This is a genomic window from Leifsonia sp. KNZ13-11D (genome assembly GCF_056754895.1).
Genome location: NZ_JBPGWU010000001.1, coordinates 3,286,648 through 3,301,219, shown reverse-complemented (window position 1 = coordinate 3,301,219; position 14,572 = coordinate 3,286,648). Strand labels below are relative to the sequence as shown.

The following is a 14,572-nucleotide window of genomic DNA, read 5'->3' as shown; positions in this document are numbered from 1 at the left end:
CGATGACGACACCGAGCGAGAACCCCGCCGACCTGGACCGCAACGACCCCGAGTCGGAGATCGCACTCCGGGCGGAGGCGTACCGCAACTGGGGCCGCTGGGGTGAGGACGACGTGCTGGGCACGCTCAACTTCATCGACGAGGCCACGCGGGCGGCCGCCGCCGCCCTCGTCCGGGAAGGCCTCGCGATCTCGCTGGCGCAGTCGTTCGACATGAACGGTCCCCAGAAGGGCTGGCGCCGGCGCACCAACCCGGTGCACACGATGCTCGACACCGGCACGGACGCCGAGCGCGGCTCGCAGGGCTTCCCGCACGGGCTCGGCGGCGCCGACGACGTCATCGCGATGCCGTTGCAGTGCTCGACCCAGTGGGACGGTCTCGGTCACATCTTCGACCACGGCTTCGCCTGGAACGGGCGTCGCGCGGGGGATGTCGTGACCAGCGACGGCGACCTGGTGACCGGGATCGAGCACGCGGCGTCCGCGATCGTCTCGCGCGGTGTGCTCCTCGACGTGGGGCGGCACCTCCGTCCGGAGTCGGGCGAGCTCGAGGACGGGTACGCCATCACCGCTGACGATCTCCGCTCCTGCGTCGAGGCGCAGGGCGACACGAGTTCGGTCGGCACGGGCGACATCGTGCTGGTGCGCACCGGCCAGCTCGCCCGCGTGCGCCGCGACGGATGGGGCGAGTACGCCGGTGGACCCGCCCCGGGGCTCTCGCTCACCACCGCCGGGTGGCTCCACGACAGCCGGATCGCGGCCATCGCGACCGACACGTGGGGGTTCGAGGTGCGCCCGAACGAGTTCGACGTGCCGGCGTTCCAGCCGCTCCACCAGGTCGTCATCCCGAACCTGGGTCTCACGATCGGCGAGATGTGGGATCTGGACCGTTTGGCCGAGGAGTGCGCGCGGCTCGGGAGATACGATTTCCTCCTCTCGGCGCCGCCGCTCCCCATCACGGCGGCCGTCGGGTCGCCCATCAATCCCATCGCACTGCTGTAGCCGCCCGCACGGGCCGTCGAATCAGAGAACAGAGAGGTTCTTGAAGTGACCGCTGTCACGAAGGTGGCGATCGCCGGAGCCGGCGTCGCCGGTCTGGCCGCCGCGATCCAGCTCGCCAAGGCGGGCGTCGAGGTCCATGTCTTCGACTCGAAGCCCGAGCTGAGCGCTCTCGGCTCCGGCATCACCCTCCAGGGCAACGCGCTCCGGGCTTTCGACGCCCTGGGCGTCTGGGAGGACGTCCAGGCCGAGGGCTACTTCTTCGAGGGGCTGACCCTCCGCGCGCCCGGCCCGGACGCACCCGTCGTGGCCGAGCTGCCGGACGTGAAGACGGGTGGCCCGGACTTCCCGGCCACCGGCGGGATGTACCGCCCCGATCTGGCGCGCATCCTGCTCCGTCACGCGGAGGCTGCCGGCGCGACCGTGTCGTTCGGCTCCGAGCTGACAGCGGTGTCCCAGACCCCGGACGGCGTCTCGGTCGAGATCGGCGGACGTCCGGCGGGCACCTTCGACCTGCTGGTCGGCGCCGACGGACTCAATTCGCAGGTGCGCCGGCTGATCGGGATCAACACGGCGCCCCAGCCGACCGGGATGGGGATCTGGCGGGCGTTCGTCTCCCGGCCCGCGTCGGTCGAGCGCAGCGAGCTGTACTACGGAGGGCCCGTCTACATCGCGGGGTACACGCCCACCGGCGAGGACACCATGTACGCCTTCCTCGTCGAGGCCGCTCAGGAACGCCAGGGCCTCACCGACGAGCAGGCGACCGCGATCATGATCGAGGAGTCGGCTGCGTATGGCGGGCCGTGGAACGACATCCGCGCCGACCTGGCCCGGGGAGCGCAGGTCAACTACACCTGGTTCACCCAGCACATCGTCCCGGCCCCCTGGAACCGGGGACGTGCGGTGATCATCGGCGACGCCGCGCACAGCTGCCCGCCCACGATCGCGCAGGGCGCCGCGCAGGCTCTCGAGGACGCGCTTGTTCTGACCGAGCTGCTCGTCGGCGCCGACGCTGTGGACGACGCGCTCTGGGATGCGTTCCATGCCCGGCGCGTCCCCCGGGCGCAGGCGGTCGTGGAGGCGTCGGTGCAGCTCGGGCAGTGGCAGATCGACCACGACCCCGACGCCGATGCGCCCGGCCTGATGTTCGGGATCGCCCACCGGATGGCGGAGCCGGCATGAGGATCGCCCGCTGGACCGACGGCACCGGCACGGTCGGCGAGGGCTTCGTCGTCGGCGACCGGGTCGTCCCGTTCCCCGGCCGCCTGACGGTCGCGGAGGTGCTCGCGCGCGGACTCGCGGAGGCCCAGCGGGTGTTCGCCTCCGTCGGGGCGTCGGACGGCGCCGCGCTGAGCGACGTGCGGCTGCTCGCGCCCCTCACCCCGGCGTCGATCCGCGACTTCGTCGCCTTCGAGGAGCACGTCGAGGGCGTCAGCGCCTCCGTCGACGGCAAGAGCGAGGTCGTGCCCGAGTGGTATCAGGCGCCCACCTTCTACTTCACCAATCCGCATACCGTGCTGGGCCCCGGGGAGCCGGTGCTCCCTCCCGTCACGGAACGGCTGGACTTCGAGCTCGAGGTGGCGGCCGTCATCGGCGGAGCGCCGGGTGACCGCCGGGCGAACCTCACCGCCGAGGAGGCGCGCGAGGTGATCTTCGGCTACACGATCATGAACGACTGGTCGGCCCGCGACCTGCAGTCGCGCGAGATGAAGGTGCGGCTCGGTCCCGCCAAGGGCAAGGACTTCGGCACCAGCCTCGGTCCCTGGATCGTCACGGCCGACGAGTTCGAGCCGTTCCTCGACGGCGAGGGCTTCCTCGCGATCCGTGCCGAGGTGTACGTCAACGACGAGCGCATCGGTCACGACCTGGTGTCGAACATGGGCTGGCCGTTCCCCGAGCTGGTCGCCTACGCCTCCCGCAACTCCCGGGTCGTCCCCGGCGATGTGCTCGGCTCCGGGACGACCGGCAACGGCGGCTGCCTCGCCGAGCTGTGGGGCCGGCGCGGCGCGCTGGACCCGCGTCCGCTGACCGAGGGCGACACCGTGCGGATGGTGGTGGAGGGCATCGGCGAACTGGTCGGACCGGTCGGTGCAGGCGTGCCCGCCCCGGAGGTCCCGCGAGCGCGCGAGCGCTCGCGGCTCCGGACCCGCAAGGAGCGGGTGGCCCGATGAGCGCCGGTTTCCTCGATGCCTTCGCCCGGCTCGACGGCGCGACCGTCGTCGTGACGGGCGCCGCCCGCGGTCAGGGCGCCGCCGAGGCGCGTCTCCTCGCCGGACTCGGCGCCCGGGTGATCGCGACCGATGTCGTCGACGTCGACGGCGCCGTGGACGACCGCATCGCCTTCCGTCACCTCGACGTGACCGACGAGGAGGCGTGGGCGCGGCTCGCCGGCGAGCTCGCACGGACCCTCGGCGGAACCCCTCTGCACGGCCTGATCAACAACGCCGGCGTCACCCACCGCGCCGGAATCGGCCGGACCGGGCGAGCGGACTGGGATCGGGTGCTCGCGGTCAACCTGACCGGTCCGATGCTCGGGATGCGCGCGCTCGCGCCGCTCATGGGCGACGGCTCGTCGATCGTGAACGTCGGCTCGGTCGCCGGGCTCACCGGTCACTACACGGCCGCGTACACGGCCTCCAAGTGGGGCCTGCGTGGGCTGTCCCGCGTCGCGGCCACCGAGTACGGCCCCCGCGGCATCCGCGTGAACACCATCCACCCCGGCTTCATCGAGACGGACATGACCGCCGACGCTCCGGCGGCGATGCGGGATGCTCAGCTCGACCTGACGCCGCTCGGACGTCTGGGGCAGGCCGACGACGTCGCCGGGCTCGCCGTCTTCCTGATGTCCGACGCGTCCCGGTACCTCTCCGGCGCCGACCTCCCGGTCGATGGAGGATTCGCCTCCTCGGCCGGGGCCAAGCACCTCGCCGACCGCATCGCCGCCGGCGCGCAGCACGTCTCGCAGTAACGAAGGAGCCTCCCGTGTTCATGTACTTCCCGACCAATTACGTCTGGAGCCTCGCCGTCGTCGCCACCCTCAACAACGGCGGCTTCATCGACGAGGTCGACAGGGCGTGCAAGCCGGTGCTGCTCGCGTCGCAGAACGGCGACGACGCCGGGACCGCCGAACTCTACGCCTCCTGGGAGGCCGTCGCCGACCGCCTCGTCGCCAAGGCGCAGGCCGACGAGGCGGCCGGTCGCCGGATCGGCGCGGGGGAGACGTACTACCGGGCGTCGCTTTACACCTCCCAGGCCGAGCGCCTGCAGTCCCCGCGCTGGGAGGGCCGCAATGCCGCGTACCAGAAGTCGATCGACCTGCTCCTGAAGCACGTCGAGCTGAGCCGCATCCCGGTCACCCGCGTGGAGGTCCCCTACGAGGACTCCTCGCTGCCGGGCTACTTCTACCGTGCGCCCGGCAACGGACCGCATCCCGTCATCATCCAGTGGAACGGTCTCGACTCGACCAAGGAGATGATGTACTACTCCGGGTTCCCGCGGATGCTCGCCGAGCGCGGCATCTCCACCCTGATGATCGACACCCCCGGCTCCGGCGAGGCGCTGCGACTGCGCGGCCTGACGGCCCGCCGCGACACCGAGGTGTGGGCGGCTGCCATCGTCGACTGGATCGAGGAGCACGCCGCCGAACTGGACGCGGACCCCGAGCGCATCGGCATCGTCGGCTGGTCGCTCGGCGGCTACTACGCGCCGCGCGCCGCCGCCTTCGAGAAGCGCCTGAAGCTCGCCGTCGCCTGGGGCGCCAACCACGACTGGGCCGCGGTGCAGGAGGCGCGTCGCAACCGCGAGGGCGAGAACCCGGTGCCGCACTACTGGGACCACGTGTTCTGGGTCTGGGGCGTCGACTCGATGGATGCCTTCATCGAGAAGACCCAGGGGATGCACCTGAACGGCGTCGCCGAGCAGATCACCGTTCCCCTGCTGATCACCCACGGCGCCGGCGACCGGCAGATCCCGGTCCGGTACGCGCACGAGACGTTCGATCAGGCCGTGAACAGCCCGCGCCGCGAGCTCCGCATCTTCGACGATCCGGAAGGCGGCACCGAGCACATCTCGATCGACAACATGCCGTACGTCGCGGGGATCATCGCCGACTGGGTCGCGGAGACGTTCGCGACGACAGAGACGGGTGCTGAGACGTTCGCGATGGCCGAGGGGGCCCGCGAGCATGCGGACTGACGTCGCCATCATCGGAGCGGGCCCCGCGGGCCTCCTCCTGGGCCACATCCTGCAGCGGGCTGGGATCGGCTTCGTCATCGTGGAGCAGAAGAGCCGCGAGTACGTCCTGAGCCGCATCCGTGCCGGCGTGCTCGAGCAGGGCTCGGTCGACATCCTCGGCGAGTTGGGCCTGGACGCGGACCTCGCGGCGCGCGGTCTCACGCACCGCGGCATCTACCTGCAGTACGAGGGGCGGCGCCACCACGTCGACTTCGTCGATCTGGTGGGGCGCACCGTCACCGTCTACGGGCAGCAGGCCCTCGTGGCGCACCTGCTCGCCGAGCACGACCGCCTCGGCTCCGACGTCCGCTTCGACGTCGGGGGCGTGGCACCCCACGACGTCGACTCGGACGCTCCGTACGTGCTGACCGGAGAGGGCGAGCGGATCGACTGCGATGTCATCGTCGGGGCGGACGGCTACCACGGCGTCTGCCGTGCGGCCATCCCCGGTGTCACAGCGCTGGAGCGCGGCTATCCGTACGCCTGGCTCGGCATCCTCGCCGATGTCGCGCCCTCGACGGACGACCTCATCTACGCGCTCCACCCGGACGGCTTCGCCATGCACTCCATGCGATCCCCGGAGGTGTCGCGCCTCTACCTGCAGGTGGACCCGTCCGAGTCCATCGACGAGTGGTCCGACGACCGGATCTGGGAGCAGCTGCAGAAGCGGCTCGGTGTCGACGGCTGGACGCTGCACGAGGGCACGATCACGGAGAAGTCGATCACCCCGATGCGCAGCTTCGTGGCGTCCACCCTGCAGCACGGGCGGCTGTTCCTCGCGGGGGACGCCGGCCACATCGTGCCGCCGACCGGCGCGAAGGGGCTCAACTCCGCCATCGCCGACGTCGCCCTGCTGGGGCGCTCGATCGCCGCACGCTACCGCGGTGACGGCGCTCCGCTCACCCGGTACAGCGCGGCGGCGCTGGCGAGGCAGTGGAAGGTGCAGCAGTTCTCCCAGTGGATGACCGAGATGCTGCACGTGCACCGGGAGATCGACGACGAGTCAGCACGCGCCTTCCGCTACCGCAGCCAGGTGGGCCAGCTGGAGTACACGACCGGTTCCCGTCACGCTCAGGCCGCGCTCGCCGAGCAGTACGCGGGCCTTCCCTTCTGAGGAGGAGGAACGATGCCAGAAGTCAGCCCGCACGAGGTCAGCCAGGGACAGATCACCCGCGAGATCGCCGACGCCCAGGCGGCGGCCGCGGCGGCCGGACCGCTTCCCGTCCACCCGCTGCGCGACTTCGCGCCGTACCGCAGCTCCACGCTGCGTCACCCGACCCACGAGCTGGTCCGCGCCGACCCCGAGGAGATCGAGCTCGTCTCACCCGCGTTCGGGCATTCCGACGTCGCGCCGGAGGAGAGCGATCTGACCATCCAGCACAGCGGTGAGCCGCTGGGGGAGCGCATCATCGTCGCGGGCCGGGTGCTCGACGGCGACGGCCGCCCGGTGCGCGGCCAGCTGATCGAGGTGTGGCAGGCCAACGCGTCCGGCCGCTACGTGCACAAGCGCGACCAGCATCCCGCGCCGCTCGACCCGAACTTCACCGGGGTCGGCCGGGCCATCACCGGCGACGACGGCTCGTACCGGTTCGTCACCATCAAGCCGGGCCCGTACCCCTGGAAGAACCACCGGAACGCCTGGCGCCCGGCGCACATCCACTTCTCGCTGTTCGGGTCGGCCTTCACCCAGCGGCTGGTCACCCAGATGTACTTCCCGACCGACCCGCTCTTCGCGCTGGACCCGATCTACCAGTCCATCGTCGATCCGGCCGCTCGCGATCGGCTCAAGGCGCGTTACGATCACGACCTGAGCGTGCCGGAGTGGGCGATGGGCTACCGCTGGGACATCGTGCTGACCGGCAGCACGGCGACCTGGATGGAGCCGGAGGAGGGCGAGCATGCCTGAGAGCGAGGAGACCGGCACCGGCTTCGGCCAGACCCCGTCCCAGACCGTGGGTCCCTTCTTCGGCTACGCGCTGCCGTACGACGGCGGACCGGACGTGACCTCGCACTCCCACCCCGGATCCATCCGCCTGCACGGCACGGTCTACGACGGCGCGGGCGAGCCGGTCCCGGACGCGATCCTCGAGATCTGGGGGCCGGATGCGTCGGGCCGCCCGATCCGGGAACGCGGCAGCCTGCACCGCGACGGCTACACGGTGACCGGCTTCGGCCGGGCCGCCGTCGACCGCGCGGGACACTACACGTTCACGACCGTGCTGCCGGGAGCATCGGGCGCGGGACGGGCTCCCTACCTCCTGGTGACGGTCTTCGCCCGCGGCCTGCTGCACCACCTCTTCACCCGCGCCTACTTCGGGGAGGACGACCCGTTCCTGGCGACGGTTCCGGCCGACCGCCGTCGCACCCTGATCGTCGAGCAGGACGGCGAGCGCAGTTACCGGTTCGACATCCGCCTGCAGGGCGACGGGGAGACGGTGTTCCTGGACTTCATCGGAGACGGACGTGGCTGACGCATTCGACTGGGGGCTGCTCGAACCGGCCGGCGCGGCCGGCGCCGTGGTCTCCGACGATCGCATCCTCGCCGCCATGGTCGAACTGGAACGCGCCCACGCCGCAGCCTGGAGCAGTCTGCTCGACGTGGAGTCGACCGCCGCGCTGGACGACGCGTCGCTCGACCGGGAGGCGCTGCTGCGGGAGTCGCGCCGTTCCGGGGTTCCCGTCGTCGGTCTGGCGCAGGCGCTGCGGCAGCAGGGCGGCACGCTGGTGCACCAGGGGATGACGAGTCAGGACGTCCTGGATTCCGCGCTGATGATGGTCTCGCGTGACGCGCTGACCGAAGCGCGGCCGGCCCTGGTGGCGGCCGGCCGACGGTTCGCGGCGCTCGCCCGCGAGCACCGTGGCACCCCCTTCGCGGTCCGCACGCTGATGCAGGAGGCGGAGACCACGACGCTGGGCGCGGTGATCGGCGGGTGGCTCGATGCCGTCTCGTCGGCCATCGAGACGCTCGACGCGGTCGCCTTCCCGCTCCAGCTGGGCGGCGCCATCGGCGACGGCGACGCCTTCGCGCGACTCTCGGGCCGGCCGGAGGCCGCCGCCATCCTGCGCCGCCGCATCTCCGCCGCCCTCGGCCTCACGGACCCGGGGCGCGCGTGGCACACCGATCGCTCGCCGGTCCTGGCCGTGACGCGCGCTGCCGCGAGCGTCTGCACCGCCGGAGGACGGGTGGGACGCGACCTGGGACTGCTCGCGCGCGACGAGGTCGCCACGCCGCTTCACGGGGGCGCATCGTCCGCCATGCCGCACAAGAAGAACCCGGTGGATGCCGTGCTCCTGGTCGCGAACGGGCTCCGGGTCAGCGGGCCGCTCGGCGTGGTGCAGACCGCATCCCTCAGCTACGACGCGCGTCCGGCGGGGGAGTGGCACGCCGAGTGGCAGGCCTGGCGGGAGACGCTCCGGCTGGCCGCCGAGTCCGCCTCGCTCCTCGAGCACGCCGCCGGCGACCTCGTCATCCAGGCGCGGCGGGCGCACGTCACGGCGGCCGTCGCTCCGCGCGGAGCGCACGAGGTCGACGCGGCCGTCGGCAGGTTCGAGCGACTGCAGGAGGGGGGCGCCTCATGACTCCGACCCGGTTGCGAGGGTCCATGGTGCCGGCTGCGCCGACCTCGGCCGCCGCGCCGCTCCTCGTCCTCCTCCCGTCGCTGGGCACGACCACCGAGCTGTGGGACGGTGTCGTCGCACGGCTGGCCGTCCGCGACGATCGGCCCCGCATCCTGCGGATCGACCTGCCCGGTCACGGCGCGTCGCCGGCCGCGCGGGCCGGTTTCACGGTCGAGGACCTCGCCCGTGCGGTCCTCGACGTCGTCGACGAGGTCGGCGGCGGCGCGTTCCACCTCGCCGGCGACTCGCTGGGCGGTGCGGTCGCCCTCGAACTGGCGATCGCGGTGCCGGAGCGCGTGCGCAGTCTGACGATGTTCTGCTCCGGTGCGGCCATCGGCACCCCGGAGGGCTGGGCGGACCGCGCGGCTCAGGTCCGCGCTTCCGGGACCGCGTCGGTCGTCGCCGGAAGCGCCGAGCGCTGGTTCGCGCCGGGATACCTCGAGGCCCACCCGGACGGGCCGGGAGGCCGGGCGCTGCGCACGCTGGTCGAGGTGGACGACGAGTCGTACGCCCTGTGCTGCGAGGCGCTCGCCACGTTCGACCGGCGCGCGGACCTCGGTGCGGTCATCGCACCCTCCGTCGTCGTGGCCGGCGCCCACGACGGCGTCACCACGCCGGATCTCATGCGGGAGCTCGCGGACGGAATCCCGGGCGCACGATTCGTCGAACTGCCGGACGCGGCCCACCTGATCCCGCTGGAGGAGCCCGACGCGTCCGCCGCACTGCTCGCCGCCGCCGTCGACCCGCCGGATGCGGCGGAGACGGGGATGCGAGTGCGTCGAGAGGTGCTCGGCGACGCGCACGTCGACCGCGCGAACGCCGCGATCACACCCGAGACCGCCGCCTTCCAGGACTTCATCACCCGGTACGCCTGGGGTGAGGTCTGGGGGCGCCCGCAGCTGACGCGGCAGCAGCGCTCGATCGCGACCCTCGCCAGCCTGGTCACCGGCGGCCACGAGAACGAGTTCCGGATGCACGTGGGCGCCGCGCTGCGCAACGGACTGACCAGGGCCCAGATCGCGGAGGTGGTGCACCACACCGCGCTGTACGCCGGACTCCCGGCGGCGAACAGTGCGATGGCCGTGCTGCGCGACGTGCTCGCTGAGGCAGATCACACGGAGGAATCGAATGGATAAGACCTACGCGTCCGCGGCCGAGGCGGTCGCCGACATTCCGGAGGGCGCGTCGCTGGCGGTCGGCGGCTTCGGCCTGTCGGGGGTGCCGATCGTGACCATCCGGGCCCTTCTCGACCGCGGGGTCGGCGGCTTGCAGGTGGTGTCGAACAATTGCGGCGTCGACGGCTGGGGTCTGGGCGAGCTGCTTGCCGCCGGGCGCATCCGCCGGGTGATCGCCAGCTACATCGGTGAGAACAGGGAGTTCGCCCGCCAGTATCTGGGCGGCGAGGTGGAGGTGGAGCTCACGCCGCAGGGCACGCTTGCGGAGCGTCTGCGCGCGGGAGGTGTCGGTATCCCCGCGTTCTTCACCGCCACCGGCGCGGGCACGGCGGTCTCGGACGGCGGGATGCCGATCCGGTACGCGGCGGACGGCTCGGTCGCGGAGGCGAGCGCCCCGAAGGAGCTGCGCCCGTTCGACGTGTTCGGACCGACGCGCGAGTACGTGCTCGAGACGGCGATCCGCACCGACTTCGGTCTGGTGCGTGCGGCGGTCGGCGACCGGCACGGCAACCTCCGCTTCGAGAAGTCGACCCGCAACTTCAACCCGCTCGCCGCCATGGCCGGCCGGGTGACGATCGCCGAGGTGGATGAACTGGTCGAGCCCGGCGTGCTGGGCCCGGACGACATCCACCTCCCGGGCATCTACGTGGACCGCGTGATCGTGCTCACCCCGGAGCAGTCCGCGGACCTGCCGATCGAGAAGGTCACCGTCCGTTCCCGATCCGAAGGAGCCTGACATGCCGCGTAGCCGCGATGAGATGGCCGCCCGCGCCGCCCGGGAACTGGAGGACGGCTCCTACGTCAATCTGGGGATCGGACTGCCCACGCTCATCCCGAACCACCTCCCCGACGGTGTGCACGTGGTGCTGCACTCGGAGAACGGCATCCTCGGTGTCGGCCCGTACCCGTGGGAGGGCGAAGAGGACCCCAAGCTCATCAACGCGGGAAAGGAGACGGTCACGGTCCTGCCCGGAGCCAGCTACTTCGACTCCGCAGCAAGCTTCGGGATGATCCGCGGCGGCCGCATCGCCACCGCGGTCCTCGGAGCCATGCAGGTCTCGGCCTCCGGCGACATCGCCAACTGGGCGGTGCCCGGCAAGATGGTCAAGGGCATGGGCGGGGCCATGGACCTCGTCAACGGCGCCGAGCGGGTCATCGTGGTCATGGACCACATCGCCAAGGACGGCTCTCCGAAACTCGTCGAGCAGTGCACGCTCCCGCTCACCGGGCGGGGCTGCGTCGACCGCGTCATCACCGACCTCGCCGTGATCGACGTCACCGCCGACGGACTCGTACTCCGCGAACTCGCGCCCGGCGTGACCGAGCAGCAGGTCATCGAGGCGACCGGCGCCCCGCTCCTCGTCGCCCGGGAGGCGGTCGATGCCTGAGCTGCGCGAGGCCGTGATCTGCTCGCCCCTCCGCACGCCGGTAGGGCGGATGGGCGGAGCCCTCGCGCCCGTGCCTGCCGTGGACCTCGCCGAGACCGTCCTCCGCGCGCTTCTCCAGCGCACCGGCCTCGACCCCGCCGCGGTGGAGGGGGTGATCGGCTCGCAGGGGTACCCGACGATGGAGGCGCCCGCGTTCGGCCGCGTCGCCGCCCTGAACGCCGGCTTCCCGGTGACGACGACCGGCTACCAGCTGGACCGCCGCTGCGGCTCGGGCCTCCAGGCCGTGATCAACGCGGCGATGGAGGTCCAGACCGGCGCCAGCGAGGTGCTCGTCGCCCTCGGCGCCGAGTCCATGTCGAACGCCCCGCTGTACACCGAGCAGGGGCGCCGTGGGGTGCCGGCCGGCGGCCTCCTGCTGCACGACGCCCTGGCCCGCGGGCGGGAGACCGTCGGCGGCCGCAACTTCCCGACGCCGGAGGGGAACGTCGGCTCGGCGGAGGAGCTCCGCCGCGAGTACGGCATCCCCCGGGAGGCGCAGGACGCGTTCGCGCTGCGCTCCCACCAGCGCGCCGTCGCGGCCCAGCAGTCGGGCGCCTTCGACGCCGAGCTCGTGCCCGTGACCGTGCGCGGCAGGCGCGGCGACGTCGTCGTGGACCGCGACGAGCATCCCCGGGCGGACACCTCCCTGGAGGCGCTGGCCGGGCTGCGCGCGATCCTCGGCCGCGCCGACCCCGACGCGACGGTGACCGCGGGCAACTCGAGCGGCCAGAACGACGCCGCCGCCGCGGCGATCGTCACGACGCGGGAGCGCGCCAGGGAGCTGGGGCTCGTTCCCGCGCTCGCGCTCCGTTCCTGGGCGGTCGCAGGCAACGACCCCCGCGTCTTCGGGGTGGCGCCCGTCCCGGCCGCGAACCGGGCCCTGCAGCGTGCCGGCCTCACCTGGTCGGACATCGACGTCATCGAGCTCAACGAGGCGTTCGCCGTTCAGGTGCTGGCCTGCCTCGCGGACTGGGGCATCGACGCGGAGGACCCCCGGCTCAACCCGCGCGGCAGCGGCATCTCGATCGGCCACCCGATCGGAGCGACCGGTCTGCGGATGCTGGCGACGCTCGCGCACGAGCTCCCGGCCCTCGACGCCTCGCTGGCGGTGGAGACCATGTGCATCGGCGGCGGCCAGGCTCTCGCCGCGGTCTTCGAGCGCGTCTGACCCGCGCGGCGAAGGCGATCACACCGACTCATCTCCGCATCCGACCTCCTGCTACGCCCGTCGATGAAGAAAGGCACGGCCCCGCACATGTCAGCAAAGCTCAACGCCCTCATCCTCTCGGGTCACATGACCCGGGAGCACGACAACGAGTTCCGGAGCTTCCGGCAGCACAACAGCTGGATCACCACCCTGCTGGAGGACACGGGACGGTTCCGGGTCCGGGTCGTCGAAGATCCCCGTGGGCTCGGGCCGGAGATCATCGACACGTACGACGTCGTGATCGTCGTCTTCGAGGGCCGCGACGGCTACCACGAGAAGGCGACCGGCTTCGGCTCGGAGACCGATGCCGCGCTCCTGAAGTTCGTCCGCGACGACGGCAAGGGGATCGTGTGGTTCCACGGTTCGGCCGCGCAGGAGGACGACTGGGGGTACCCGGACGAGTACAACATCATGCGCGGCTCCCGGCTCACCGTGGCCGGCGGTCTCCGCCCGCGGCCGTGGGGCGAGGCCCAGCTCGACACGGTCGAGCCGCGGCACGAGATCACCGAGGGCATCAGCGCCCGCTGGACGGTGACCGGCGACGACATCCTCACCGGTGTGGAGATCCTCGACGGCGCCCAGGTGCTGCTGACGACGTTCGACGACCTCGAGTCGTACGAGGAGGCGCCGGTCTGGCCGATGTCCCACTACCCCGTCGCCATCCCGGAGGAGGGCATCGCGGCACTCCCCGGTATCAACACGGACCAGCCCATCGCCTGGATCAACGAGTACGGCGCGGGCCGCTCGTTCACGATCACGATCGGCCACGACATCGACACCTTCCGCCGGATCGAGTTCATCCGCATGTTCCCGCGCGGCGTGGAGTGGGCCGCGACGGGCGAGGTGACGCTCACCGGCCCCGACCGTCGCGGTGAGCGGCGGTTCCTCCCCTGGCCGTACTACAACCAGGAGGGGTGACCGGGCCGGCGCAGCGCCCGGCCGACAGCCTCCGTCGGTGCGCTCGCTACTCGGCAGGCGCTGCGCCGATCAGGCGGCGTGCGTCGCCTCGGGCCGTGGCGACGAAATCGTCGATCAGGCGCGACCGCCTGCCGCTGTCCCACCCGAGGAGGACGTCGGTGGGCGGCAGGTCCGAAACGGGGACGAAGGCGACGTCGGCCCGCCGGTAGAACCGCGCGGTCGACAGGGGCAGGATGGCGATCCCGCGTCCCACGGCGACCAGTTCCAATTTCTCCTCGACGGTCCGGCTCGCCGGGCGGGACTGGCCGCGCGTGCGCCGCATCTCGGCGGCGATGTCCGCCCACTCCGGTACAGCCGCCGGATCCTGGAGGAGATGCTCGGCCGCGAGGTCGCCCATCCGGACGCTCGCCGCCGCCGCCAGCTCGTGGTCCGCCCGGAGCATGACGACGCGTGGCTCCGAGAACAGCAGCTCGGTGGCGAGCCCTGTCGCGCTGAATGGCCGGCGAAGGTAGCTGACGTCGGCGCGGCCGTCATGGAGCACCCGGACCTGGTCTTCCCAGCTGGTGCGCATGACGTTGATGGTCAGGGCGGGATGCGTCCGCTGGTAGGCCCGCACGGCATCGGTGACCATCAACCCGGGCATGAAGCCGATGGTGAATTCGGACTCCCCGCGGGCCGCGACCGCCACCCTCCGCCTCACCGCTGAAGCCGACGCGAGCAGTGCCTCCGCCTCCCGGTAGAGCAGCCGGCCGCTCTCGGTCAGCTCGGTGCCCCGGGTGTCTCTGACGAACAACTGCACGCCCAATTCGGCCTCGAACGCCCGGATCTGCCGGGACAGCACCGGCTGTGCGATCATCAACGCCTCCGCGGCCCGCCCGAAGTTCAGTTCCTCCGCGACCGCGACGAAGTACCGCAGCTTTCGGAGGTCGAGATCGGCGTTCATGCCACAACGATCCCACACCTGCTCATACCCTTTAGGTCTCAATCTGGGCAGAA

At 71.9% G+C, this 14,572-nt stretch carries 15 protein-coding genes; 14 read left to right on the top strand and 1 reads right to left on the bottom strand.

The window, feature by feature from the left end:
• Window positions 1-2: 2 nt before the first annotated feature.
• The 14 genes from ACR9Y5_RS16190 to ACR9Y5_RS16125 all read left to right on the top strand — a co-directional run bounded on the left by ACR9Y5_RS16190 (window position 3) and on the right by ACR9Y5_RS16125 (window position 13,576).
• Window positions 3-1,001 carry a cyclase family protein gene (locus ACR9Y5_RS16190; RefSeq protein WP_481298909.1) on the top strand — a complete coding sequence of 333 codons (999 nt, stop codon included), beginning with the start codon at window positions 3-5 and terminating at the stop codon, window positions 999-1,001.
• Between the two features lie 45 nt (window positions 1,002-1,046).
• Window positions 1,047-2,180 (top strand): FAD-dependent monooxygenase, encoded by a 1,134-nt coding sequence (locus ACR9Y5_RS16185; RefSeq protein WP_481298908.1) that lies wholly within the window; start codon window positions 1,047-1,049, stop codon window positions 2,178-2,180.
• On the top strand, window positions 2,177-3,169 hold the full coding sequence (locus tag ACR9Y5_RS16180) for a fumarylacetoacetate hydrolase family protein (protein ID WP_481298907.1): 993 nt from the start codon (window positions 2,177-2,179) through the stop codon (window positions 3,167-3,169). Before ACR9Y5_RS16185 ends, ACR9Y5_RS16180 begins: the two co-directional genes overlap by 4 nt.
• On the top strand, window positions 3,166-3,966 hold the full coding sequence (locus ACR9Y5_RS16175) for an SDR family NAD(P)-dependent oxidoreductase (protein WP_481298906.1): 801 nt from the start codon (window positions 3,166-3,168) through the stop codon (window positions 3,964-3,966). The genes ACR9Y5_RS16180 and ACR9Y5_RS16175 overlap by 4 nt, the downstream gene beginning before the upstream one ends.
• Before the next feature lie 20 nt (window positions 3,967-3,986).
• Entirely contained in the window at window positions 3,987-5,192 is a 1,206-nt protein-coding gene (locus tag ACR9Y5_RS16170) for an alpha/beta hydrolase family protein (RefSeq protein WP_481299596.1), read from the top strand.
• Window positions 5,182-6,345, top strand: coding sequence for a 4-hydroxybenzoate 3-monooxygenase (locus ACR9Y5_RS16165; protein ID WP_481298905.1), 1,164 nt, complete (start codon window positions 5,182-5,184; stop codon window positions 6,343-6,345). The genes ACR9Y5_RS16170 and ACR9Y5_RS16165 overlap by 11 nt, the downstream gene beginning before the upstream one ends.
• Before the next feature lie 12 nt (window positions 6,346-6,357).
• A complete protein-coding gene (pcaH, locus tag ACR9Y5_RS16160) occupies window positions 6,358-7,137 on the top strand; it encodes a protocatechuate 3,4-dioxygenase subunit beta (RefSeq protein WP_481298904.1) in 780 nt (259 codons plus the stop codon).
• Entirely contained in the window at window positions 7,130-7,702 is a 573-nt protein-coding gene (pcaG, locus tag ACR9Y5_RS16155) for a protocatechuate 3,4-dioxygenase subunit alpha (protein WP_481298903.1), read from the top strand. The genes pcaH and pcaG overlap by 8 nt, the downstream gene beginning before the upstream one ends.
• Window positions 7,695-8,810, top strand: a complete 1,116-nt coding sequence (locus ACR9Y5_RS16150; protein ID WP_481298902.1) for a lyase family protein — start codon at window positions 7,695-7,697, stop codon at window positions 8,808-8,810. Before pcaG ends, ACR9Y5_RS16150 begins: the two co-directional genes overlap by 8 nt.
• Entirely contained in the window at window positions 8,807-9,985 is a 1,179-nt protein-coding gene (gene pcaDC, locus ACR9Y5_RS16145) for a bifunctional 3-oxoadipate enol-lactonase/4-carboxymuconolactone decarboxylase PcaDC (protein ID WP_481298901.1), read from the top strand. The genes ACR9Y5_RS16150 and pcaDC overlap by 4 nt, the downstream gene beginning before the upstream one ends.
• Entirely contained in the window at window positions 9,978-10,760 is a 783-nt protein-coding gene (locus ACR9Y5_RS16140; protein ID WP_481298900.1) for a CoA transferase subunit A, read from the top strand. The genes pcaDC and ACR9Y5_RS16140 overlap by 8 nt, the downstream gene beginning before the upstream one ends.
• Window position 10,761: 1 nt before the next feature.
• Entirely contained in the window at window positions 10,762-11,412 is a 651-nt protein-coding gene (locus ACR9Y5_RS16135; RefSeq protein WP_481298899.1) for a CoA transferase subunit B, read from the top strand.
• Window positions 11,405-12,619 (top strand): acetyl-CoA C-acetyltransferase, encoded by a 1,215-nt coding sequence (locus ACR9Y5_RS16130; protein WP_481298898.1) that lies wholly within the window; start codon window positions 11,405-11,407, stop codon window positions 12,617-12,619. The genes ACR9Y5_RS16135 and ACR9Y5_RS16130 overlap by 8 nt, the downstream gene beginning before the upstream one ends.
• A gap of 87 nt (window positions 12,620-12,706) precedes the next feature.
• A complete protein-coding gene (locus ACR9Y5_RS16125; RefSeq protein WP_481298897.1) occupies window positions 12,707-13,576 on the top strand; it encodes a ThuA domain-containing protein in 870 nt (289 codons plus the stop codon).
• Between the two features lie 46 nt (window positions 13,577-13,622).
• Here the strand turns inward: ACR9Y5_RS16125 and ACR9Y5_RS16120 are convergent, their stop codons facing one another.
• On the bottom strand, window positions 13,623-14,519 hold the full coding sequence (locus ACR9Y5_RS16120) for a LysR family transcriptional regulator (RefSeq protein WP_481298896.1): 897 nt from the start codon (window positions 14,517-14,519) through the stop codon (window positions 13,623-13,625).
• Window positions 14,520-14,572: the final 53 nt, after the last annotated feature.

Bases quoted from the DNA above. Each gene is read 5' to 3' on its own strand.
- ACR9Y5_RS16120 (WP_481298896.1), bottom strand. From the start codon at position 14,519: ATGAACGCCGATCTCGACCTCCGAAAGCTGCGGTACTTCGTCGCGGTC.
- ACR9Y5_RS16130 (WP_481298898.1), top strand. From the start codon at position 11,405: ATGCCTGAGCTGCGCGAGGCCGTGATCTGCTCGCCCCTCCGCACGCCG.
- ACR9Y5_RS16170 (WP_481299596.1), top strand. From the start codon at position 3,987: ATGTACTTCCCGACCAATTACGTCTGGAGCCTCGCCGTCGTCGCCACC.
- ACR9Y5_RS16135 (WP_481298899.1), top strand. From the start codon at position 10,762: ATGCCGCGTAGCCGCGATGAGATGGCCGCCCGCGCCGCCCGGGAACTG.
- ACR9Y5_RS16180 (WP_481298907.1), top strand. From the start codon at position 2,177: ATGAGGATCGCCCGCTGGACCGACGGCACCGGCACGGTCGGCGAGGGC.
- ACR9Y5_RS16175 (WP_481298906.1), top strand. From the start codon at position 3,166: ATGAGCGCCGGTTTCCTCGATGCCTTCGCCCGGCTCGACGGCGCGACC.
- pcaDC (WP_481298901.1), top strand. From the start codon at position 8,807: ATGACTCCGACCCGGTTGCGAGGGTCCATGGTGCCGGCTGCGCCGACC.
- ACR9Y5_RS16165 (WP_481298905.1), top strand. From the start codon at position 5,182: ATGCGGACTGACGTCGCCATCATCGGAGCGGGCCCCGCGGGCCTCCTC.
- pcaG (WP_481298903.1), top strand. From the start codon at position 7,130: ATGCCTGAGAGCGAGGAGACCGGCACCGGCTTCGGCCAGACCCCGTCC.
- pcaH (WP_481298904.1), top strand. From the start codon at position 6,358: ATGCCAGAAGTCAGCCCGCACGAGGTCAGCCAGGGACAGATCACCCGC.
- ACR9Y5_RS16190 (WP_481298909.1), top strand. From the start codon at position 3: ATGACGACACCGAGCGAGAACCCCGCCGACCTGGACCGCAACGACCCC.
- ACR9Y5_RS16125 (WP_481298897.1), top strand. From the start codon at position 12,707: ATGTCAGCAAAGCTCAACGCCCTCATCCTCTCGGGTCACATGACCCGG.
- ACR9Y5_RS16140 (WP_481298900.1), top strand. From the start codon at position 9,978: ATGGATAAGACCTACGCGTCCGCGGCCGAGGCGGTCGCCGACATTCCG.